Annotated in this window: 20 protein-coding genes and 1 pseudogene; 6 read left to right on the top strand and 15 right to left on the bottom strand. The window is 41.7% G+C overall.

What is annotated here, in order from left to right; genetic code table 11:
- Positions 1 to 99: 99 nt before the first annotated feature.
- The 4 genes from G7Y32_RS00720 to miaA form a co-directional block, all read right to left on the bottom strand.
- Entirely contained in the window at positions 100 to 366 is a 267-nt protein-coding gene (locus tag G7Y32_RS00720) for a PspC domain-containing protein (RefSeq protein ID WP_206221343.1), read from the bottom strand.
- A 151-nt stretch (positions 367 to 517) separates the two neighbouring features.
- Positions 518 to 955 carry a SprT family protein gene (locus tag G7Y32_RS00715; RefSeq protein WP_165209238.1) on the bottom strand — a complete coding sequence of 146 codons (438 nt, stop codon included), beginning with the start codon at positions 953 to 955 and terminating at the stop codon, positions 518 to 520.
- A complete protein-coding gene (locus G7Y32_RS00710) occupies positions 942 to 3,074 on the bottom strand; it encodes a Tex family protein (RefSeq protein WP_165209236.1) in 2,133 nt (710 codons plus the stop codon). The genes G7Y32_RS00715 and G7Y32_RS00710 overlap by 14 nt, the downstream gene beginning before the upstream one ends.
- A 122-nt stretch (positions 3,075 to 3,196) precedes the next feature.
- Positions 3,197 to 4,084, bottom strand: a complete 888-nt coding sequence (miaA, locus tag G7Y32_RS00705; protein ID WP_165209234.1) for a tRNA (adenosine(37)-N6)-dimethylallyltransferase MiaA — start codon at positions 4,082 to 4,084, stop codon at positions 3,197 to 3,199.
- A gap of 69 nt (positions 4,085 to 4,153) precedes the next feature.
- Here miaA and G7Y32_RS00700 point away from each other — a divergent pair, with 69 nt between their 5' ends.
- Positions 4,154 to 4,330, top strand: coding sequence for a DUF3042 family protein (locus G7Y32_RS00700; RefSeq protein ID WP_002962393.1), 177 nt, complete (start codon positions 4,154 to 4,156; stop codon positions 4,328 to 4,330).
- Positions 4,331 to 4,465: 135 nt separating this feature from the next.
- On the top strand, positions 4,466 to 5,110 hold the full coding sequence (locus G7Y32_RS00695) for a DUF6287 domain-containing protein (protein WP_165209232.1): 645 nt from the start codon (positions 4,466 to 4,468) through the stop codon (positions 5,108 to 5,110).
- 193 nt (positions 5,111 to 5,303) lie between these two features.
- On the opposite strand, the gene G7Y32_RS00690 is transcribed toward G7Y32_RS00695, so the two are convergent.
- The 3 genes from G7Y32_RS00690 to G7Y32_RS00680 are packed head-to-tail and all read right to left on the bottom strand — an operon-like array spanning position 5,304 to position 7,337.
- Positions 5,304 to 6,008, bottom strand: coding sequence for a Bax inhibitor-1/YccA family protein (locus G7Y32_RS00690; protein WP_435796729.1), 705 nt, complete (start codon positions 6,006 to 6,008; stop codon positions 5,304 to 5,306).
- A 48-nt stretch (positions 6,009 to 6,056) separates the two neighbouring features.
- The gene (locus tag G7Y32_RS00685; protein ID WP_165209230.1) at positions 6,057 to 6,560 is read right to left on the bottom strand and encodes an HD domain-containing protein; all 504 of its coding nucleotides are present in this window, start codon (positions 6,558 to 6,560) and stop codon (positions 6,057 to 6,059) included.
- Between the two features lie 36 nt (positions 6,561 to 6,596).
- Entirely contained in the window at positions 6,597 to 7,337 is a 741-nt protein-coding gene (locus tag G7Y32_RS00680) for a TrmH family RNA methyltransferase (RefSeq protein WP_165209227.1), read from the bottom strand.
- A gap of 56 nt (positions 7,338 to 7,393) precedes the next feature.
- Here G7Y32_RS00680 and G7Y32_RS00675 point away from each other — a divergent pair, with 56 nt between their 5' ends.
- The 3 genes and pseudogenes from G7Y32_RS00675 to G7Y32_RS10290 all read left to right on the top strand — a co-directional run.
- Complete coding sequence (locus G7Y32_RS00675; RefSeq protein WP_165209224.1) at positions 7,394 to 7,672, top strand: acylphosphatase; 279 nt, start codon at positions 7,394 to 7,396, stop codon at positions 7,670 to 7,672.
- A gap of 299 nt (positions 7,673 to 7,971) precedes the next feature.
- Positions 7,972 to 8,898 (top strand): membrane protein insertase YidC, encoded by a 927-nt coding sequence (gene yidC / locus G7Y32_RS00670; protein ID WP_165209221.1) that lies wholly within the window; start codon positions 7,972 to 7,974, stop codon positions 8,896 to 8,898.
- A 255-nt stretch (positions 8,899 to 9,153) separates the two neighbouring features.
- A pseudogene (locus tag G7Y32_RS10290) lies at positions 9,154 to 9,417 on the top strand (hypothetical protein); the annotation flags it as partial.
- Positions 9,418 to 9,503: 86 nt separating this feature from the next.
- Here the strand turns inward: G7Y32_RS10290 and greA are convergent.
- From greA to G7Y32_RS00640, 6 genes are all read right to left on the bottom strand, one after another.
- The gene (greA, locus tag G7Y32_RS00665) at positions 9,504 to 9,986 is read right to left on the bottom strand and encodes a transcription elongation factor GreA (protein ID WP_165209218.1); all 483 of its coding nucleotides are present in this window, start codon (positions 9,984 to 9,986) and stop codon (positions 9,504 to 9,506) included.
- A 95-nt stretch (positions 9,987 to 10,081) separates the two neighbouring features.
- Positions 10,082 to 11,992, bottom strand: a complete 1,911-nt coding sequence (mltG, locus tag G7Y32_RS00660; RefSeq protein ID WP_165209215.1) for an endolytic transglycosylase MltG — start codon at positions 11,990 to 11,992, stop codon at positions 10,082 to 10,084.
- A 103-nt stretch (positions 11,993 to 12,095) separates the two neighbouring features.
- Complete coding sequence (locus G7Y32_RS00655) at positions 12,096 to 12,581, bottom strand: GNAT family N-acetyltransferase (RefSeq protein ID WP_165209212.1); 486 nt, start codon at positions 12,579 to 12,581, stop codon at positions 12,096 to 12,098.
- 61 nt (positions 12,582 to 12,642) lie between these two features.
- Positions 12,643 to 13,974: a UDP-N-acetylmuramate--L-alanine ligase gene (gene murC / locus G7Y32_RS00650; RefSeq protein ID WP_165209209.1), complete on the bottom strand. Its 1,332-nt coding sequence runs from the start codon at positions 13,972 to 13,974 to the stop codon at positions 12,643 to 12,645.
- Between the two features lie 20 nt (positions 13,975 to 13,994).
- Entirely contained in the window at positions 13,995 to 14,639 is a 645-nt protein-coding gene (gene zapJ / locus G7Y32_RS00645) for a divisome accessory protein ZapJ (protein ID WP_165209206.1), read from the bottom strand.
- An 80-nt stretch (positions 14,640 to 14,719) separates the two neighbouring features.
- The gene (locus tag G7Y32_RS00640) at positions 14,720 to 17,812 is read right to left on the bottom strand and encodes a pilus expression-regulating Snf2 family helicase (protein WP_165209203.1); all 3,093 of its coding nucleotides are present in this window, start codon (positions 17,810 to 17,812) and stop codon (positions 14,720 to 14,722) included.
- Between the two features lie 125 nt (positions 17,813 to 17,937).
- Here G7Y32_RS00640 and G7Y32_RS00635 point away from each other — a divergent pair, with 125 nt between their 5' ends.
- Positions 17,938 to 18,525, top strand: coding sequence for a GNAT family N-acetyltransferase (locus G7Y32_RS00635; RefSeq protein ID WP_165209200.1), 588 nt, complete (start codon positions 17,938 to 17,940; stop codon positions 18,523 to 18,525).
- A 118-nt stretch (positions 18,526 to 18,643) separates the two neighbouring features.
- Here G7Y32_RS00635 and G7Y32_RS00630 read toward each other — a convergent pair whose 3' ends face one another.
- Both G7Y32_RS00630 and G7Y32_RS00625 read right to left on the bottom strand, forming a co-directional pair.
- Positions 18,644 to 19,318, bottom strand: coding sequence for an endonuclease III domain-containing protein (locus G7Y32_RS00630; RefSeq protein ID WP_165209197.1), 675 nt, complete (start codon positions 19,316 to 19,318; stop codon positions 18,644 to 18,646).
- Between the two features lie 4 nt (positions 19,319 to 19,322).
- Positions 19,323 to 20,315 (bottom strand): aldo/keto reductase, encoded by a 993-nt coding sequence (locus G7Y32_RS00625; RefSeq protein WP_165209194.1) that lies wholly within the window; start codon positions 20,313 to 20,315, stop codon positions 19,323 to 19,325.
- Positions 20,316 to 20,637 lie beyond the last annotated feature (322 nt).

Genomic DNA, 20,637 nt, shown 5'->3' with positions numbered 1-20,637 from the left:
AAGTTTTTCTCATTTCTATTTAATATCCCCATTATAACATAAATGCAAACGGAAACAAAAATGCCCTAGCTTCTAATAAAGCCAAGGCAAGCTATAAAATCACCAGAACCACTTGTCATCATCAACAACTTCGGCATCCTTGCGTCGACGAGGACCAGTACCGTATTTATCACGTTCTTCATCTTCTTTGTAGGGGAGAAGGACGGCCAATAGGACATAGAGAAAGATTCCGAAACCAATTGAAAAATAGGTAAAAACAGCGTAAAGCACACGGGCTAAGGTGATATCCCATCCGAACTTATCAGCCAAGCCGGCTAACACGCCAGCAAGAATCCGCCCCTGCCGTTTCTTATAAAGACCTGTCATCATGGTTTCCTCACTTCCTAAGACTGGGTTGACTGAAATTCCTGTTCTATTTCAGACTCCCCCTCAGCTTACAAATTTATTATACTGCTACTTGCCAAAAATAAAATCAGCCCTAAGGCTGATTTATCAGAAAAAAGGCAGAAAATGAGAACTAGGTCTGCTCAAGCAAGATCAACCTGCCTTGGCATCGACCGCAACGAAACTTATTAAGGTTCACGCGTCTCTGTCGAGGGTAGGTCTGACCACAAGCTTGGCACTGGTAGAGATAACGAAAATTTTGCTCCTGAAGCTTAGGAACATATCGCAAGCCATCCACTTCTTTGAGCAGCTGTCTAAACTCCCTATCGCCATGCTTATAGCCCTTGCCAGCATAGTACAGGTGATAATGACAAAGCTCGTGACGGACAATTTTCCTAAAGATAGTCAGCTCCACAGCCTCATAAATTTTAGGATTAAAGTCCAAGTGCCCATCCTTGGGAAAGAAACGTCCGCCTGTCGTCCGAAGTCGTCTATTCCAAAACGCTCGGTGCTTAAAAGGCTGACCGAAATCCTCAAGCGAGACCTGCTTAACGTAGTCAGTTAGATTCACGTGGAGCCACCAGAGATAAATTGAGCTTCTCGCGCTCTAAGTCAACCTTAGAAACCCAAACAGTCACAATGTCACCAACGGAGACCAGCTGACTGGGATGCTTGACAAAGTTCTTGGACATTTCAGAGATATGAATCAGACCATCCTCATGGACACCAACATCAACAAAGGCTCCAAAATCAACTACATTACGGATAGTGCCTTCCAGTTTTTGGCCTATCTGTAAATCTTTGAGTTCTAGGAGATCTTGCCTGAGGGTTGGAGTCTCAAAATCATCCCGTAGATCTCGGCCAGGTTTCAGTAGGTCAGCAATAATATCCCTGAGAGTTTCCTGACCAATACCTAGTTCAGAAGCCATCTGAGCTAAATCAAGCGCAGTCAATTTATCCTTAGCTGTCTGGTCTAGCTCTCTAATTTCCAGACGATTGAAAAGTTCTTCTACAGCCAAATAGGACTCGGGATGCACGCCTGTATTGTCTAAAATATTGTCACCATTAGGAATTCGTAAGAAACCTGCCGCCTGTTCAAAGGCCTTATCTCCTAGACGTGGGACCTTTTTGATTTCTTCCCTTGAAGTTAAGCGTCCCATTTCTTCACGGAATTTAACGATATTATCCGAAATAGTCCTGTTGAGACCCGCAACATGGGAAAGGAGGGCAGAACTGGCCGTATTGACATTGACCCCAACTTGGTTAACAACCGTCTCCACAACAAAATCCAAATTTTCTGTCAGCTTTTTCTGACTGACATCGTGCTGATACTGACCAACACCGATAGATTTAGGATCAATCTTAACCAGTTCAGCCAAAGGATCCTGCAGTCGTCGTGCAATAGATATGGCAGAGCGCTTTTCAACCGTCAAATCCGGAAACTCTTGCCGTGCTAGTTCAGAAGCTGAATAGACCGAAGCCCCACTTTCATTGACAATAACATAAGAAACCTCCGGAAAATCCTTGAGCACTTCTGCTACAAAGGCTTCGCTTTCCCGACTAGCTGTCCCATTACCAATAGCAATAATCTCCACTTGATAAGCTTGTAACAAATCAGCCAATTCCTCCTTGCTCTTAGCAATTTTAGCCTGACTGGCTGGAGCTACAGGATAGATAACATGAGTGGTTAAGAGCTTACCAGTCTGATCCACTACCGCTAGCTTAGCTCCTGTCCTAAAGGCTGGATCGAAACCAAGAACGACCTTCCCTTTAAGTGGGGACACCAAAAGCAGGTGACGCAGATTGTCAGAGAAGAGTGAAATAGCCCCATCTTCTGCTGTTTCAGTCAATTCACTGCGGATCCGTCTTTCCATAGCTGGGATAATCTTGGTTCTGGCTGCCTTGGCAATAGCCTCATCAATGTAGGTATTTCTAACTTTAAAACGGACTTGATAAAAACGGATAATCTTATCCAAGTGGTGTTCGAAGCTAACCTTAAGCACACCCAACTTTTCTCCACGATTAAGAGCTAGAATCCGATATCCCTGCAGGTCTTTGACTTTTTCTGAAAAATCATAGTAAATTTGGAAAACCTGCTTGCCATCCAAACTGGTATCTTTGAGACTGGAAACCAGCAGGCTGTAGTTCCAAATTTCATTATAGGTCCAAGAACGCAGACGATTATCCTCCGACAGAGATTCTATTAAAATATCCACCGCTCCTGCTAAAGCTTTGTTAGCGGTAGGGAAATTATCTGAAATAAAATTCTCAGCCCGAACGTCTAAGTCAGGGACATTCTGCAAAATCAACCGTGTCAAATCAGCCAGACCTGCTTCGCGGGCGATGGTCGCCTTAGTCCGACGTTTTTCCTTATAGGGGAGATAGAGTTCTTCCACCTCAGCTAATTTATCTGCAGCTGCAATAGCCTTTTTCAATTCAGGGGTCAGCTTGCCCTGCTCTTCAATCTTGGCCAGAACCGTCTCTTTTCGCTCAGCTAGAGCTGTCAGAGATTTATCCTGATCAATAATCGCCTTGATGGCGACTTCATCCAGATTGCCTGTCTTTTCTTTCCGATAGCGAGCAATAAAAGGAATGGTATTCCCTTGGACAGTCAAATCTAGGACTGCTTGAATTTGCGATGCCTTAATGCCCAAATTTTGAGCAATAAGAGTAATATTAGAATTTTCCATAACGTTATTATTATACCATAAAGCTTTAAAATAAGCCGACAGAGCAGGATTGGCTGCTGTTAGTACTAGTCAGTGATTTTGTTTAGCCTTTTTCTTAAGAAAAAGGCTAAACCCTAATTGGCTCAGTCTTTCTCTAAAAATTCTCCCACTGCATGCTCAACTGCCTGTTTAAAATCAGGATCAGAAATCTCATAAAAGTTGACAGCCATGCGATTTCGAAACCAAGTCAGCTGACGTTTGGCAAAGCGACGGGTGTTCTGTTTGAGCTTATCGATGACCGTCTGCAAGTCTTGTTCCCCCCTAAAATAAGGAAAAAGCTCCTTGTAACCAATAGCCTTAGTCGCCTGTGACTCTGGATAATGCTCATAGAGCCAGTAAGCTTCTTCGAGCAGCCCTTGGTCCAACATATTATCAACCCGTTTATTAATCCTATCATACAGCCTAACCCTCTCATCATTAAGACCGATTAGAAGGGGAGCGTACTCAGTCTCCTGATTAACCAAATCTTTACCAAACTTTTCTAACTCCAAGGCACGAATTAATCGTCTGCGATTAGGCTGGTCAGGCTTTTGTGACAGTCTTTGAGCTCGAGCCATCAAGTCAGCATCTGACAGTGCTGCTAACTCTTTTCGGTAGGCTAAAACAGCCTCCTGATCAACTCGTCCTCCAAGATGATAGCCTTCTAACAGACTCTGTAAATAAAGCCCTGTTCCCCCAACAATAATGGGTACCTTCCCCCGATCAGTAATTTCAGAAATGGTTGCTTTAGCTTCCTGAACAAAGTCGTAGACAGAATAGGTCTGATCAACATCTCGCACATCAATCAGATGGTGAGGAACTGCAGCCTGCTCTGCCGAACTTGCCTTGGCTGTTCCGATATCCAGTTTACGATAGACTTGTTGGCTGTCTCCGCTGATAATTTCACCATTAAATTTTTGGGCCAAACTAATACCCAAGGCGGTCTTACCAACCGCCGTCGGACCAGCCACCACTATTACTTTTGTTTTCATCTTTTTCCTTGAAAATAATCTAAAATTTAGCTAGTATAATTATAACATAAGAAAGAAGGAGAAACGATCATGGCTAAAAAACATGCTTTCGCTCGTGGCCTTGCTACTGGCGTTGTTGGAACTGCTGCAACTGTCGCAGGTGCTGTCTTTGCTGTCAAAAAGACAATTATTGAACCTGAGGAAAAGAAAGCGGCTTTCATCGAAGAAAATCGTAAAAAAGCGGCTCGCAGGCGCATTGCTCGTTAGTGAGAAACGGCCTCAAGGCCGTTTTTTTATAGCCTCATTGTTCCATCTAACAAGCTGAAAGACATTTGAAAACGTTTTACATTTCTTTCAAAAAATAGTATGATTAAAGGCAAGTACAGCAAAGGAGGAAAGGCTATGAGAAAATCATTTCGACTACTATCGCTTGCCCTAGTAGTTTGTCTAAGCATTGGTATGACTGCCTGCAACAAGTCAAATAAGAAACCCAGTCAGACAAAAACACATCAGACATCAAAATCAAAGGAATCAGCTGCTAAAGCCTCATCTCACAAAGCTTCGACCAAACAAGAGGCTAAGCCATCTTCTTCAAGCAACCAAGCAGGGAACAACTCAGACAATAAGGAGGCAGAAACACCATCTGCCAGCTCCTCCTTTAATCTCGAGGCCCTAACTAAAGGCGACTATACTAGCATTTCTGGTACCTGGGCAGATAGCAGCGGGCGAGTGGTCATCATCTCTCCTCAAGGACGCATCAGTGTTCTAGGGACAACTGGCAGCATCTCTGTTAGTCGAGATGGTAAAGGAGAAGCTTTAATGACGGTTACCTATGATGACGGTACTAGCTTTGGTGTTCTCATGTATGGAGCTGGTCAAGCCATTCCTGACCGTCACTTTCAAAATGGCCAAGTTGATCCATCCGATACTAGCAAGGACCGCCTCGTTACAGCCTACAGTGACATTTTAGATTCAAGTGGAACGGACCAATTTAAAAATCAGGTCTTCTATAAATCCTCTGATGATTACAGCAGCCTAGTTCAATAAAAGGTTCACAGAACCAGCCTCGCCTCCTAATTCTAAGGCTCGGGATAAAAAGGTCCACAGGACCTTTTTATTATCCAAAAATTCTCTCGCTTCTACCTAAAATATTGCTAAGGACTATTTCTTTCATGTCATGTTAAAATAAAAAAGCAGTTAGCTTTCTTAAACCAACTGCTTTTATCACCTTTATAGCCGACTAATTGCGACGACCAAAGAGATTCAAAATACTCAAGAAAAGGTTGATGAAGTCTAAGTAGAGGCTGAGAGCCATAGAAATTGCCCAGCCATCGTGAACCTGACCACGTGTTTGACCGTAAACACGTTTAATCAGCTGATTTTCATAAGCAATCAAGCCAGAGAAAATCACAACGGAGGCCACACTGACTAAGAAGGACATCATGCCTGACCCCAAGAAAATATTGATAAATCCTGCGATAATAATCCCAATCAAACCAGCAATTAAAGCCTTGGCCATGCCTGATAAATCTTTCTTTGTAGTTGCACCAATGGCCGCCATAATGAAGAAGACAGCAGATGAACTAACAAAGGCACCGAGAACTTCTGCCCCTGTATAAGCCGCAATAATAAAACTCATGGTAAAACCATTCAAAGCTGAATAGATAAGGAAAATAGGCAAAGCCCAAGGTGTGTTGCGACGAGCAGCACTCGAAGCCACGAAGACCAAAACCAGCTCAAGACCGATAGCTCCCAGATAGATCAGCCGGCCACTGGTCATAATAGCAATCATATTTTCTGGAAAGACAAAGAGCATGAGAGCTGCAATGACCGCTGATAAACCAATACCAACTCCAACTAAGCTATAAATCTTGGCAAAGAAACGACTCAAGCCAGTGTCGGCCTGTGTAATAACGGGATTTGACCCCATATTATTCATATTCATATAAATATCCTCCAAATTCTTTTTCAATTTCTTTTATTTTAACAAAATTTAATGATTGTGAGAACCCAATTGTTTACGTTTAAAAATCTTACGATTTTTAAAGCGTTGGCGCATAGGATAAGAACCTTCTTTGATCGCCCAGTATTTATCAACAAAGGTAACGATATAAGATTCCTTGTAGCGAGGGGGGGCAATAGTTGCTCCCCACATATGCTTGAGGATAATATCCTTTTCCTTTTTGTTGAGGTTAATTAGCTTTCTGGCATTCTTTACTGCAATCCGAGGATGGACCCAAGCATGACTCTTATTAAATTTGGTATCTCGCCAGTCATAATAAAAGAAATCGTGTAAGAGACCACCACGAGCTGTTGACTTAGCATCCCAACCGAATTTCTTGGCAACCTTATAGCTTGTATAGGCCACATTGATGGAATGCTTCATCCGTGTTGAATAATGATGATGGGTAATCTCGTCTAAGCGTTGAAATCTAGGATTTTCAATCAAGGGCCCAACAATCTTCATAAATTCTTTATCTTTTTGATAGGCTTTCATACTGTTCTCCTTTTGCTAGTAACTAGCTGGGATTTCCTAAATAAATTGGAACATCATGATACCGGCTGCGACTGCCACATTTAGGCTCTCAGCCCGGCCTGGCATGCTAATGTGAATCAACTGATCGGCTGCCTGAGCCATTTCCTGAGAAATCCCTTGGCCTTCATTTCCCATAACCAAAGCAAATCTAGCTGGCTTAACTAACTCACGGTAGTCAATGGATTGCTCTGATAAAGTTGTTGCCAGTAAACGGACTCCAGCATTTTTTAAAGTTGTCACAAAGTCCATGACCGGACCGCGGTAGATAGGCAGATGGAAATGACTGCCCTGCATAGAGCGAAGCGTCTTAGCATTATAGATATCAGCCGACTTATCTGAGATAAAGACTGCCTGATAGCCAGCAGCATCAGCTGTCCGAATCATAGTTCCAAGATTTCCCGGATCTTGGATATCTTCCAAAATTAGGTAAGGTCCTTGCCAAGTCTCAGGCAAAGCTGGTTGTTCTAACTGAACTTCCGCAACAATTCCTTGGGGGGTAGGACTCTCAGATAATTCCTTAAGCACCTCTGGCGTCACCATAACAACTTTCTCTTGGTGACTCACTCTGTCAGCCATCTCCTCAAGGACAAAAATATGTTCAAAAACTGCACCATTCGTACGAGCTTCCTCGAAGAGATGCCAGCCCTCAATCAGATAAGAATGCTTTCGGTGTTTTTTTTGCAACAATTTTTTTGTCTTTTTGATGAGATTATTGGCTTTTGAGGTTATAATAATCATATAATTATTATAGCATATCTAGAAAAATCAATGCTCAGTCCAAAGGAGGAATTTTTATGAAAAAGGTAAAAATGATTGTTTCTGGTCGTGTGCAAGGGGTTGGCTTTCGCTATTCAACCTTCAATCTTGCCAAAGAAATCGGCGATATCTATGGGCAGGTTCGGAACAAGGATGATGGCACTGTGGAGATCTTAGCCCAATCAGCTGATCCAGCTAAGATGGCTAAGTTTATTCAAGAAATACGCAAAGGGCCATCTCCTTGGGCCAAGGTCACCTATGTGGATGTTACCATGGCTAACTTCGAAGACTTTACAGATTTCCGCATGGCAAATTAAAAAAGATACTTAGGGTGTTTAAAAAGCCGTATGAATAGGAGTGCGACAGAAAATCCTGATTTTCTAGGATTTACATCGTTTTTACTGGGCTTTAGTCCATGTTAATTAACTAGTCTCACAAAACACTAAAATTCTTGTCCAGCCACAATTTTTTATAAAAAATCTCTAGGTCAATGGCGTCATTATGATATCCGAGGTAGGATTTTAAAAATCCGCTAAAATCCTACTAGGGAACTATTGAGTATTTGTCTAAAAAAAAGTAAAATAGAACAGTATTACTAAATTTAAAGGAACTTATTGTGAATAAAACTTCAAAACGTATACTTCTCTCAGGTATTGCCCTATCTATGCTCTTTGTCTTGTCTGGCTGTGTCCGCCTTGGTAAAAACGGCAAACCAACTGGAACAGTTTGGCATCTCTTGGGCGAACCTATGGGACACCTTATCACCTTTTTTGCTAATAATCTCGGACTAGGTTTTGGACTGGGAATCATCCTTGTTACTGTCCTAGTGCGCTTACTAATTCTTCCACTTGGGCTCCATCAATCACGTAGTGCTGCCTATCAAGCTGCTAAACGTGACTATCTGGCTCCCATCTTTGAGCCTATCAATAAGAAAATGAAAGAAGCGACAACTCAGGAAGAAAAAATGGCTGCTCAAACTGAGCTCATGCAGGCTCAAAGAGAAAACGGCGTCAGTATGCTAGGAGGCATGGGCTGCCTGCCACTTTTGATTCAGATTCCTTTCTTCTCGGCTATGTACTTCGCAGCTCGCTATACCCCAGGAGTTCTTAAGTCTGATTTCCTTTGGTTCAATTTGGGCCATCGTGATATTCCTCTGATGATTATCATCGCTGGCCTCTATCTGGTTCAGTCTTGGCTGGCTGTCAAGCAGATGCCAGAGGAGCAGCGCAAACAGGCCGGTATGACCATGTATATGACCCCTATTATGATGGTCTTCTTCGGACTGGCACAACCCTCAGCTGTTGTCCTCTATTGGTTCGTTGGGGGTATTTTCTCCATTATTCAACAGCTGATTACCAACTTCCTGATCAAACCAAAACTTGCTAAACAAGTTGAAGAAGAATTCAAGAAGAACCCGCCTAAGGCGCCTAAAGCAGCTAAAGCAGCTCGAAAAGATGTGACGCCACAAAATCAAACGAATAAAGCTATTACAACTAAAAAGCAAAATCGCAATGCTGGTAAACAAAACCGTAAGAAAAAATAGCTTAAAATACAAAGATCTGTCCCAGTTATAATGGGGCAGATCTTTTTTATTAGCCAAAAAGAGAGAGACTGCGACTCCTCACTCAAAAAATCTGGTCGTCTATAAGATGACGTGCCAGAAATTAATAAACGAAGTCTGGATTTCCCTCATTTAATGATTAAGCTCAAGTAAAAATTTCTCAGGATCCTTTCATTCCCATTTCTGGGTAGCTTTTCAAGATGCTCAGGATGTTATTATCTAAGTATTCTGCGCTTGATGTTGAAGACTAATACCATAATCATACCTAGGCTGTTTCTTCCACCAATCATCGGAATTAAAGACCAACATATCACCTTGGATAAAGCCATTCAACACGATACACCTATCGAAATTGTAGCTACACTAGATTATTATCCTCCTAAATGAAAGCACTGCAGGAGAAATCTGATCAAGTATGACTTCCAAAAACCGTCTAAAATTCCCTTTATCGCCATTGCCGGTTGCCGGTTTCTCAGCCTCATTCGTTTGAAAAAGAGAAGACGGACTGCGTCTCCTCTCATGTCTAGCTATAAGTCACCCACTACAGTTGATTGATAATGAGCCAAAGTTCCAAACTCTTCAATGAGTTATTGAGTTTTTTCAACACTGACAATTTCAACATCATAACTACCTGCTGGCGATTCAATTGTAGTCCTATCACCAACTTTTTTGCCAATCAGAGCTTGGGCAATAGGGCTTTCGTTGGAGATTTTACCAGCGAAAACATCAGCACCAGCAGCTCCAACGATAGAATAGGTATCCTGATCCTTAGTACCAACTTCTTGAACAACAACTGTTTTACCGATAGCAACTTCATCAGAAGCCACGGCATCGCTGTCAATGATTTCGGCGTAACGAATCTTAGTTTCAATAATTTGAATTTGACCTTCGACGAAGGCTTGTTCATCTTTAGCTGCATCGTACTCGGAATTTTCAGATAGGTCACCATAAGAACGGGCAATTTTAATCCGCTCGATAACTTCTGGACGACGAACTAATTTGAGTTCTTCTAATTCCTGCTCAAGTTGTTCCTTTTCTGTTTGAGTCATAGGGTAAGTTTTTTCTGCCATGATTTTCTCTTTTCTATTTTTTATTTTGATCAGGGGTCTGACACAGAAACAGAGTCCGAGAACTTTCGTCACAGACTCTTGTTTGAGGCTCAATTTTAATTTTTGTTCTCTGAGTCCTGTTCGCTACTATCCGAAACTTTTTTATTAACATAGGTATCAACATTCTTTTGGTGATCCTCATAAGTCTCAGAATAATAGACATTGCCAGTTTCAACATCAGCAACAAAGTAAAGATATTTTGTATCTGACGGATTAACAACTGCTTCAATCGCAGATAAACTTGGACTATCGACTGGGCCGGGAATAACTCCCTTGTTCTTATAATCATTGAAAGGCGAATCAATATTGGTATCAATATTGGCATCTTCCTTCAAGGAAGTCTTATCACCAAGTTTACCTAAAGCATAAAGCACTGAAATATTAGATTGCAAGGGCATATCAGCATCCAAACGATTATAGAAGACACTAGCAATATTGCGACGGTCTTCATCCGTTTGCCCTTCCTTTTCCACCAGAGAGGCCAGCGCTAACATCTCATTAACATTGTACTTAGACTGTTCAATCTTATCATAATATTCACTTAGATAGGAATCCATAGTTCCTAGCATCTGATCCACAAGATCTTCAAGACTGACATCCTTAGTGTAGTTATAGGTTGCTGGAAAAAGATAACCCTCTAATTGGTACTTGACCTTATCAGATTCTGGCAGGTCTGCCAAGAGCTTAGGATACTTTTCTTTCATCTTTTCGATGAAATCCTTATCCTTCATTAAGTTGAGGAATTTTTTAGAGCTGTATGGCGTTTTATCCGTCTTAACTCTAGTATTAGCGTTATTCTCAACAGCCTTACCAATTTGCTCGAGAGTATAACCTTCTGGAATAACAATCTTACCAGCATTAGGATCGGTTGGTTCAGTCGTCCCTCCATCCTGAAGTTCCTTGATAATATCATCAATACTCATGCTGGCTTTCAAATTATAGTAACCACTCTTGAGATTACTGTAATTTTTAAACTTGGTATAATAATTGAAAACATTGGCATCTTTAATGATACTCTTTTTCTCAAGGATTTGGCCAATCTGTTTACTGCCAGCTCCCTTAGGAATTTCAACCGTTACATACTTAGTTGACTGAGCATCCAGCGGAGCTAAACTAGCATTGATATAATAATAACCAAATCCGCCGCCCGCTAAGAGAGCGAGCAAGATAAGACTGATAATCCAAGTACTGATACGACGAGCCAAACGTTTTTTCTTTTTTTGCTTACGCTTGTTATCCTTACGACGGGAAGAGGGCTCCTCTTCCTCCCAATCTTCTTCATCATCCAGCTCATTATCTTCAATTGTGTCATTGTCATAAGTATTTTGAGACAACGACGACTGATTAGATGAGACTTTTACTTCTGAGTCACTTTCGGAAGCAAAACCAGCTTCCTGCTCCGAAACAGAAGAAAAATGGGGCTCTGTCTCAGACTTCTGTGACCGACTTGATTGTTCTTCAGACAAGTTTACTGTCGGACTAGCCGAATGAATATCTTGTATAGGAATAGGGACTGTAAAACCTGATAGATCTACATCAGCAATCTCAGCAGCTTCGGAAGCTGCCGTTGAAACAGTGCTAGCATAAGCACTACTCTCTTCTAGCGGCTCTTCATCAGTCAAGTCCTCACCCAAAGGATTGAGCTCATTGAGCTCTCTGAGATGCTCCTTCTCGCGAATTTTCTTAATGGCCTGAGCCTCAGCCAGAGCACGTTTTTGCTCTTCCTCGGCTGACTTAGCTGCCTGCTCCTCCTGCTTTTTCAGTTGGGCAGCAGCTTCCTGCCAATTAAAATCGGGATCAATTTCACGATTGCCGTCAGCATTGAGACTTTCAACAATCGATTTAACGATCCCGTCATCTTGGATTCCTTTTAAGCGATTGGCTTCTTCTAATTCGTTCAAAATCTGTTCCTTAAAGCTCTTGTCACTGGCTACAGATTTTGACTTATCATCCTTAAAATCGGTCAAAGCTCATCCTCCTCATAGTTATCAGTCGCCATTATATCTTAAATTAATGGTAAATGCAAATTTTATAAGTTTTATCACCAAGCTGCAATAGAGGAAAAAAACTTTAACGATTTTCCCAAACTAGGTTGTACCAAGTTTGACCACCATGCTGGGAATCTGACAGACCTTCATCACGAAAGCCATTCATCTCATAGTAAGGAATCAATTCAGCATGACAGGTTAGACTAATTCCCTGCCGTTCCTGAGCCAGAGCTAGATCTTTAAGAGCCGCTAGAAGAGCTGTTCCCAACCCTTGTCCTTGGTACTTAGGTGCCACTGACAAAGATTGAATTTGGATAAAACCACCAGCTGCAGGATTAGGGTCAACGTGTTCAAAGAGATCATCGGTCAGATAGCGATCTGCTTTGGCTGGACCAACTAAATAAGCCACCACACGCCCAGAAAGTTCAGCGACTAAGAAAGTATCTGGAATTATAGCAATCCGCTCTTGCAGAGCTTGAGGACTTGCCGCTTCTTCTTCAGAAAAATTGGCTTCCTCAATATCAAAAATTTCCCCAAAATCATCCATTCTAACCTGTCTAATTATCATAAAAATCTCCTATAAACTAAACGAAAAACTGGGCAAACCCAGTTTTTGACTATTAATACTTTTATTGGGTATTGGCAGCTAGGTTAGCCACCAATTCTTCAAAAGAGCGTTCATAGAGCTGGATATCGCCAGCTCCCATAAAGACATAAACAGCATTGTCATGGTCTAAAAGAGGAGAGACATTCTCAACTGTCACAATCTCTGCTGGCTTCTTAATCTTAACAGCTAAATCTTCAACCTTAACTTGGCCGTTGTCATGCTCACGTGCAGACCCATAAATCTTTGCCAAATAAACGCTGTCAGCTTCATTTAAAGCTACGGCAAATTCATCTAAAAGAGCAATCGTCCGCGTAAAAGTGTGAGGCTGGAAAATAGCCACTATTTCTTTTGATGGATACTTCTGCCGAGCGGCATCCAAGGTAGCAATAATTTCAGTTGGATGGTGGGCAAAATCATCTATAATGGTAGTATTATTGATAATTTTTTCCGTAAAGCGACGCTTAACGCCAATGAAAGTCTTAAGATGCTCAGCTACTAACTCCATATTAAAACCGGCAACATAGAGATTTGCAATAACCGCTGTAGCGTTTAAGATATTGTGACGGCCAAAAGCCGGCACATGAAAGCTTCCCAAAATTTGGCCCTCATGCTGAACCTTAAAATCGGAACCATGAGTCGTACGAACAATATCACAGGCAATAAAGTCATCATTGTCTTCAAAACCATAGTAGTAAATGGGAGCATTAGAAGTAATTTTTCGCAAGTAAGGATCTTCGCCGTAAACAAAGAGACCCTTTTGAACCTGTTTGGCATAATCATCAAAGGCCGAGAAGACATCATTAATAGAGGTGAAGTAATCAGGATGATCAAAATCCACATTAGTAATGATAGAATAGGCTGGATGGTAAGGCATGAAATGGCGCTCATATTCATCAGCCTCAAAGACGAAGTATTGGCTATTCTTAGAACCACGCCCCGTTCCATCACCAATCAAGAATGAAGTATCAGTAATATTTCGCAAGACATGAGCCAAAAGACCTGTGGTCGATGTCTTCCCATGGGCACCCGCGACACCGAGACTGGTAAATTGGTTCATGAAGTCACCGAGGAACTCATGGTAACGTTTGAAAGCTAAGCCGTGATGCAGCGCATAAGCCACTTCAACATTATTATCTTCCCGAAAAGCATTCCCTGCAATTAATTCAACATCAGCTGTGATATTTTTTTCATCAAAAGGTAAAATCTTAATGCCAGCCTGTTCTAGCCCCCGTTGGGTAAAATAGTATTTCTCAACATCAGATCCTTGAACCTTGTAGCCCATTTGATGCAACATCAAAGCTAAAGCGCTCATTCCAGAGCCTTTTATTCCAATAAAATGATAGGTTTTTGACATAGTCTTCTTTTCTCCTTTGCCTACTCCTCATCCATCATCAAATTTAATTCTTTGGCAATTTGATGAGTGCGACGCTGTCTGCTTTCTTCCTGATTATAAATTTGACTGCGTTTTAAAAAGTCATAACTATTCTTTTGACTTTGTTTAGTAGAAGGATTCTTAGGCTCCTTATAAACTCTAGGTAATTCTGCTAAGATATAATGATCTTGATGGAGATTTTTGCTAAAACGAGCTAATTCATTATTAGGCAAGTCTTGACTGGCATCTGCCAACCGACCATTAAAGAAAAGGGTCGGTTTTGAATTGGTCGACTTGGTAATTGTTCCAGCAGATTCTCGACGCTGAAAACTTGGTTTACTCGGCAACTTCGCTTCTTTAGCAATAAAAGATTGGCGCTTGCGCTTGAGATCTTGCTTAGCTTCCTGCCGAGCTAATTCAGCGTAAGACTGACCAGCCTTTCTATCACTGAGCGGACTTTGACCCCTTTTGGAAGCCGTTACAGTGGAAGTATCATTATCGGGCTGGTCCTGAAAGGTCTTATCCTGATAGTCTCCATGAATATTATTGATTAAATCTTCATTATCGTACAAGTGCATTTGAGGAGCTGCTGCAATTACCGACTCATCATCTGCTACGAGTGGAAACTGGCGATTTTTTCTAGCCATAAGTATCCTTTCCCCCAATTTTTTGAGCATGACTCTAACATTTCTATTATACCCTAAAAAGGTAGCATGTCAAAAGGATATTAGTCTTTGACACCTAAAATTTCTTTGATTTCTTCGATAGTCATATTAGCCCGACTCTCATTACCATCCAGGACAGTTGTCACCAAATTTTTCTTGGAATCCTGTAATTCAAGGATTTTTTCTTCAATGGTTCCTCGAGTAATCAGGCGGTAAACTTCTACTTTTTCTGTTTGACCAAGGCGGTGGGCCCGGCTGATAGCCTGCATCTCTACCGCAGGATTCCACCATAAGTCAATCAGAATGACGGTATCTGCCCCAGTCAAATTGAGGCCAACACCACCAGCCTTTAAAGAAACTAGGAAAACATCCTTACTGCCATTATTGAAGGCCTTGGTCATTTCCTGTCTTGCTTCAGCTGGGGTGGAGCCAGTAATCTTGTAACTGGTCATACCCAGTTTAGATACTTCTTCCTCAGCAATATCAAGCATATCGCGGAATTGCGAGAAAACAAGGGTCCGGTGGGCACTCGCTTGGATTTGACTGAGTAACTGGCGCAAACTCTCAACCTTGCCACTAGCTCCCTGATAATCCATAAAGAGAGCCGGCGTATCACAGATCTGCCGCAGACGGGTAATTCCAGATAAAATTTGGATCTTTTGACGATTGAGTTCGGCATCACTGGACTGACGGACATTCGCTTGGATCTGTCGCAATTGAGCCAGATAAATGGCTTTCTGCTTATCTTCCAATTCATTATAGTGGGTAGTTTCTGTCAAATCAGGTAACTCTGGCAAAACATCTTCCTTCTTGCGCCGCATGACAAAAGGCTTGATATATTGGGCTACCTGACTGGCTTCCATTTTTGAAAATTCCTTCTTACTTGGAAGTAGCCCAGGTAAAACAATCTGAAAAATAGACCAGATTTCTAAGAGCTTATTTTCAATAGGCGTCCCCGATAAGGCAAAACAATTTCCGACTTCAAAAGCCCGTAAATGTTGGGCAATCTTAGTCTGAGTATTTTTCATAACCTGAGCTTCGTCTAAAATCAAATAATCATAGTGGCCAGCTTGATAGCTATCAAAATCTTGCCGGAAAGAGGTGTAGCTAGTAATCGTCACCTGACGATTTTCAGCTATCGTAGCCAGCCGCTCCTGTTTAAGCCCATAAGATACAACCACATCAAGCTCTGGAGCAAACTTAGTAAATTCATCCTTCCAATTATAAATTAGGCTAGATGGTGAGAGTATCAAGACTTTAGAGTCCGATTTCATCTTACCCGTCAAAAAAGCTATGGTTTGCAGGGTCTTACCTAACCCCATATCATCTGCCAAAATACCGCCAAACCCATAATAGTCAAGCATCGATAGCCATTTAATCCCTGCTAATTGGTAATCACGCAAGCTGGCTTTAACTGCAAGTTCAGGTAATTCAAAAGCTTCTGGATGCCTCAAATCGTAAGCCAATTGTTGAAAGTCCTTGGAAAAATCAACCCGCTCAGAATCCTTGAAGAGTTCTGACAACTGGAAGGCCGCCAAATTATCCAACTGCAGGTGACCGTTGGCTATTGGTTTGGCCCGCAGAGCTTGCAGAGTTTTACTAACCTTTTGAGTTTCTTCATCAAAGACAACCAAATGTCCCTTATCACTGATATAGTAGGCCTCATTCTTAAAAAGGGCTTGTAAAGCCTGACTAATATCTCCCTCATAGATTGAAGAAAAATCAAAAGAAACATCTAAGAGGCCTTTTTCAGTAGAAACCTTAATCTGAGGCCTTTCGTAGGCTCGCAAATCATCTAAATCTGAACTCAAAATCACCTGACCCAGACGCTCTAAGTGAGGAATAGTCCTCATAAAGAAATCATAGAGTTTCTCATCATAGACTGGCTGATGGCGAGCAGAGAAATGCCCCACAAAACCTTCACTAGTCAGAACCTGACTGATACGTTCTTCTCGCTTAAAATTACTAGTAAAAGGAAGGGCTTGCAGCTCTTCTCGACTACCGACTTGAATCCCATCATAGTCATAGATAAGATTTAGTAAAATCTCACCATTTTCAGACAAATCAAGCTTAAAAATGGGTTTAAAATCTCGAATTGCAAAGGATTTAGGAGCATCTATCTGGCCAATTTCAGCAAAATCTAAAAGACTTGCCGCTAGCTTCCCTTGATCCTCCAAATCAAAGTGAACATGCTTATTCAAATCCTGATCAATCATCAAACTCTTAATCGCCTTAACCAAGCGTCTTTGCTTAGTATTAAGATGATAAAAGGTCTGTCGGTGGAGCAAATAGGTTTGATCAAAGTAGGCCTGACTGGCTTTTTCAGCGATAACCATTTCTAAAGATTGCCGATGAACAAGAATCTTAAAATGAAAGAGATTATCTTCTTTTGTTAATTCTTTAAAATAAAGATCCTTATAATCTCGTCCATTAAGGTTAACATGGAAATCATAAAGATCCTGCATCAGTTGAATCCCTTCCTCGAAGAAACCCCCAGGCAGAGCCAAGTGACGACCACGATTAGGTAAAAGAAAATCCAAATGATTGAGGTCTTCATCAGGAATCAGCCGCAAAAGAAAGTCGAGAAATTCCTGACTAGGCTCATCAAACTGCAGGTATGAAATTGGCTCAAAATAATTCTTTCCAATTTGATAAGCATCTTCGCGCTTTAAAACCTGCAGAAAGTTTTTGATGTCTCGTACAATGTATGAGCGTTCATCAGGAAGACGGTTAATATGGATAGTCCACCAAATAGCAGACGAATACAAATCTTGCTCACCTGAAACGGACAAACGATATTTAAGGCTATCATCCTCATTAACCGCCAAACCATCTAAAAAGAGACTACCAAAGGAATGTAACCTCTCCTGTTGCTTTTGACTAGCTGCTTCATTTTTCAACTGGTCGACTATCTCCCTGCCAGCAGAATCATTTTTCAGATAAAATTCTATGGCCGCCAAATGTGAACAATAGTTCTTTTGAGCAAATGTAGGGCAAGAACAGCTGACCTTATCATCATCAAAAGAGAACTGGATGGCGACATCAGCCACTTCTGCCTTGATAATCTTATTCGCTGTTGATTTAATGTTGACTTTACCCGCTTGAGACAGGGCGATACCTTCATTGCGAACCCGTCCAGGAATCAATCTTGCCATAATTATCCATGTCCAATCTAAATTAACTTATCCTTTTATTATAACAAAATGAAATAGCATTTTCATAAAAAATAGTTTAGAGACAAAGCTTATGCTATACTAGAAGAAAACGAAGGGAGAGTGCCTTGTCAATAATCATCCAAAACGCTAAAGAAGCTGACCTGCCTCAGCTCCTAGCTATTTATGCACCTTATGTCGAAAAAACAGCTATCAGCTTTGAATACCAAGTTCCAAACCTGCAAAAATTTAGCCAGCGTTGGCAAAGCATTAGCCAAACCTATCCTTATTTAATAGCCAAACAGGACGACCAAATTCTAGGTTACGCCTATGCCTCGCCTTTTCACCAACGAGAGGCTTACCAGTGGCTGGCAGAAGTCACTATCTACCTAGACTCCTATGCTCAGGGCCAAGGAACCGGCCGGCTTCTCTACCAACATTTAGAAACTTGTCTCAAAGCTCAAGGAATTTTGACCATTCTGGCCTGCATCGCGACAACTGAGCATCCAGATGACTATCTCACCAATAAAAGCTTAAACTTCCACAAGCACCTAGGCTTTAAGGAGATCGGGCATTTCAAAAATTCAGGCTATAAATTTGAACATTGGTATGACATGAAATGGCTGGAAAAAGACTTAGCGAAGAAAAACGACCAACCACAGCCTATTAAAAAGTTTCGAGAAAGCAAACTTTTCAGGGATTATGAGCAAGACTAGAGAAGCCGGCGTCCTGTCAATCAGCATAAAAGAGTCTGGAACCCAAAGCGGTTCCAGACTCTTTTGACATAGACACATTAGATAACACTCTCCCTTTATCTTGTTAATGCTCTACTGCTTATTTTTGTGTTGAATTGGCATTTATCTTTGCCCAGTCTAGACAGTCCCCCATTAAAAAACTGTCCTGAAAATTATCAATGGGATGAAAATAGACTTTACCAAACTCATCAATCAAGCCGTGAAATTCTTGGGCGTCCTGATAAGTAAAAGGATCTGGCAGTCTTGACAGCTGGCGGTTCAAACTTTGGTAGCTGGTCAGTCCCTCGACACCTAAGAGACTAAAAAGCGTACGAGCATACTTGTCTGCTATAAATTGCGGCTGATCAAAAATATAAGTCAGCAGCACATCAGCTGTTTCAGGACCAACACCATGCAGCTGGAGAAGAGTGTTACGCAGGGTCTCACCGTACTGCGCCACAATGGCCTCAGAATCTTGATCATAAGATAAGTACCACTGAATTAATGTTTTAATCGCCTTACTCTTATTCTTCATAAAGCCGGCTGGCCGAACCAGTCCCTCCAAATCTTCCAGCGGCAGCTGCCGAATACGGTGGAAATCGTAATCAGTCTGGGCTCTAATCAGCTGTGACGCACGAACAGCATTGCGCTCTGTTGTATTTTGAATCAAAATAGCTTCAATAATAATTTGCTGCTTACTGTCAGCTGGCCACCAGTTGGTCGGCCCCATGTGAGCCAACATCTTTTGATAGAGGTCGTATAGGGTTAAATTCATTTTATTACAAAGCTCCGACAACCTTGTGGGGCAGGTAATTTTCATCCAAGTAGTCCATATCTTCCTGAGTTAAGTGAAGGTCAAAAGCTCCCATAAAGTCATCCAAATACTTTTCCTTAGTGACACCGACAATAGGTGAGTGGATACCTTTTTGCCACAACCAAGCCAAGGCGATTTGCGTGCGGGTGACATCATATTGGTCGGCGAGTCCAGCGACCCGTTTAACAATCGCCATATCTTGCTCTTGTGTACTGTCGTATTTGCTTTGGGCCGTTGTATCCGTCTTACTGCGGGCCGTATCAGCTATCCAGTCGCGCACGACACGGCCTGATGCCAAAGGACTGTAAGGAGCTAAGCCAACGCCTGTCTCCCGACAAAAAGGTATCATTTCACGCTCATCTTCACGATAGAGAAGGTTGTAGTGATTTTGCATGACAGCAAACTTGGTCCAGCCGTTCTTTTCAGCAATGTATTGCGCTTTTTGGAATTGCCAAGTATACATAGCTGAAGCTCCTAGATAGCGAACCTTACCGCTGCGTACCAAATCATTGAGAGCGGACATAGTCTCTTCAATCGGTGTCTGATAATCCCAGCGATGAATGTAGAGGATATCGATATAATCGGTTCCTAATCTCTTGAGGCTACGCTCAACTTGATGGAAAATCGCCTTTTGTGACAGACCATGGTTGTTGGGCTTACTTTTACCATTAGGTAAATCACTGAAAAAGCATTTGGTTGCGAGCACGACATCTTCACGATTAGCAAAATCACGAATAGCTCGCCCTAGGTACTCTTCACTGCTGCCGGCCGCATAAACATTAGCCGTATCAAAGAAATTAATACCTAGATCTAAAGCCTTCTTGATAATGACACGGCTCTGGTCCTCATCAAGAAGCCAGCCCGAGTGAAATCCCCGTGTGGCATCCCCAAAACTCATACAGCCTAAGCAAAACTTAGAAACGTCCAAACCTGTTGCGCCTAATTTTACATATTCCATGATAATGACCTCCTTTAGGAATTTCATCCCCATTTTACACCTTGAAGTCCGCTATCAGTCAAGTTAAAACTTTAAAAACAGGCAATTATTTCTAACAGGATTTGAAGCACAAACATTGATAATAACAAAAGTAAAAGACCGAGAAAGTCAATCCCAGTCCTGTCTTACAGTCACGATTGAACTCATTCAATCGAGCCTCCATTTTAAAAGAAAGCAATTGGTTAAGTTCGACAGCGCATTCCATAGTAATTTCTTGACCAAGGGTTCAAAGAAGCCCACAACATTTTTTCGATTACTTCCTGCTCTATGTGCTCGCTGCTTA

Origin of the sequence: Streptococcus tangpeifui (assembly GCF_011038795.1) — a bacterium.
In the GTDB taxonomy this organism is placed as follows: Bacteria; Bacillota; Bacilli; order Lactobacillales; family Streptococcaceae; genus Streptococcus; species Streptococcus tangpeifui.
The sequence above is the reverse complement of the archived record's forward strand: the minus strand, read 5'-3'. Positions and strand labels throughout refer to the sequence as shown.

Excerpts from the sequence above, each read along its gene's own strand:
- G7Y32_RS00720 (WP_206221343.1), bottom strand. The coding sequence starts at position 366 with ATGACAGGTCTTTATAAGAAACGGCAGGGGCGGATTCTTGCTGGCGTG.
- G7Y32_RS00710 (WP_165209236.1), bottom strand. The coding sequence starts at position 3,074 with ATGGAAAATTCTAATATTACTCTTATTGCTCAAAATTTGGGCATTAAG.
- miaA (WP_165209234.1), bottom strand. The coding sequence starts at position 4,084 with ATGAAAACAAAAGTAATAGTGGTGGCTGGTCCGACGGCGGTTGGTAAG.
- G7Y32_RS00700 (WP_002962393.1), top strand. The coding sequence starts at position 4,154 with ATGGCTAAAAAACATGCTTTCGCTCGTGGCCTTGCTACTGGCGTTGTT.
- G7Y32_RS00695 (WP_165209232.1), top strand. The coding sequence starts at position 4,466 with ATGAGAAAATCATTTCGACTACTATCGCTTGCCCTAGTAGTTTGTCTA.
- G7Y32_RS00690 (WP_435796729.1), bottom strand. The coding sequence starts at position 6,008 with ATGAATATGAATAATATGGGGTCAAATCCCGTTATTACACAGGCCGAC.
- G7Y32_RS00685 (WP_165209230.1), bottom strand. The coding sequence starts at position 6,560 with ATGAAAGCCTATCAAAAAGATAAAGAATTTATGAAGATTGTTGGGCCC.
- G7Y32_RS00680 (WP_165209227.1), bottom strand. The coding sequence starts at position 7,337 with ATGATTATTATAACCTCAAAAGCCAATAATCTCATCAAAAAGACAAAA.
- G7Y32_RS00675 (WP_165209224.1), top strand. The coding sequence starts at position 7,394 with ATGAAAAAGGTAAAAATGATTGTTTCTGGTCGTGTGCAAGGGGTTGGC.
- greA (WP_165209218.1), bottom strand. The coding sequence starts at position 9,986 with ATGGCAGAAAAAACTTACCCTATGACTCAAACAGAAAAGGAACAACTT.
- G7Y32_RS00655 (WP_165209212.1), bottom strand. The coding sequence starts at position 12,581 with ATGATAATTAGACAGGTTAGAATGGATGATTTTGGGGAAATTTTTGAT.
- murC (WP_165209209.1), bottom strand. The coding sequence starts at position 13,974 with ATGTCAAAAACCTATCATTTTATTGGAATAAAAGGCTCTGGAATGAGC.
- zapJ (WP_165209206.1), bottom strand. The coding sequence starts at position 14,639 with ATGGCTAGAAAAAATCGCCAGTTTCCACTCGTAGCAGATGATGAGTCG.
- G7Y32_RS00640 (WP_165209203.1), bottom strand. The coding sequence starts at position 17,812 with ATGGCAAGATTGATTCCTGGACGGGTTCGCAATGAAGGTATCGCCCTG.
- G7Y32_RS00630 (WP_165209197.1), bottom strand. The coding sequence starts at position 19,318 with ATGAATTTAACCCTATACGACCTCTATCAAAAGATGTTGGCTCACATG.
- G7Y32_RS00625 (WP_165209194.1), bottom strand. The coding sequence starts at position 20,315 with ATGGAATATGTAAAATTAGGCGCAACAGGTTTGGACGTTTCTAAGTTT.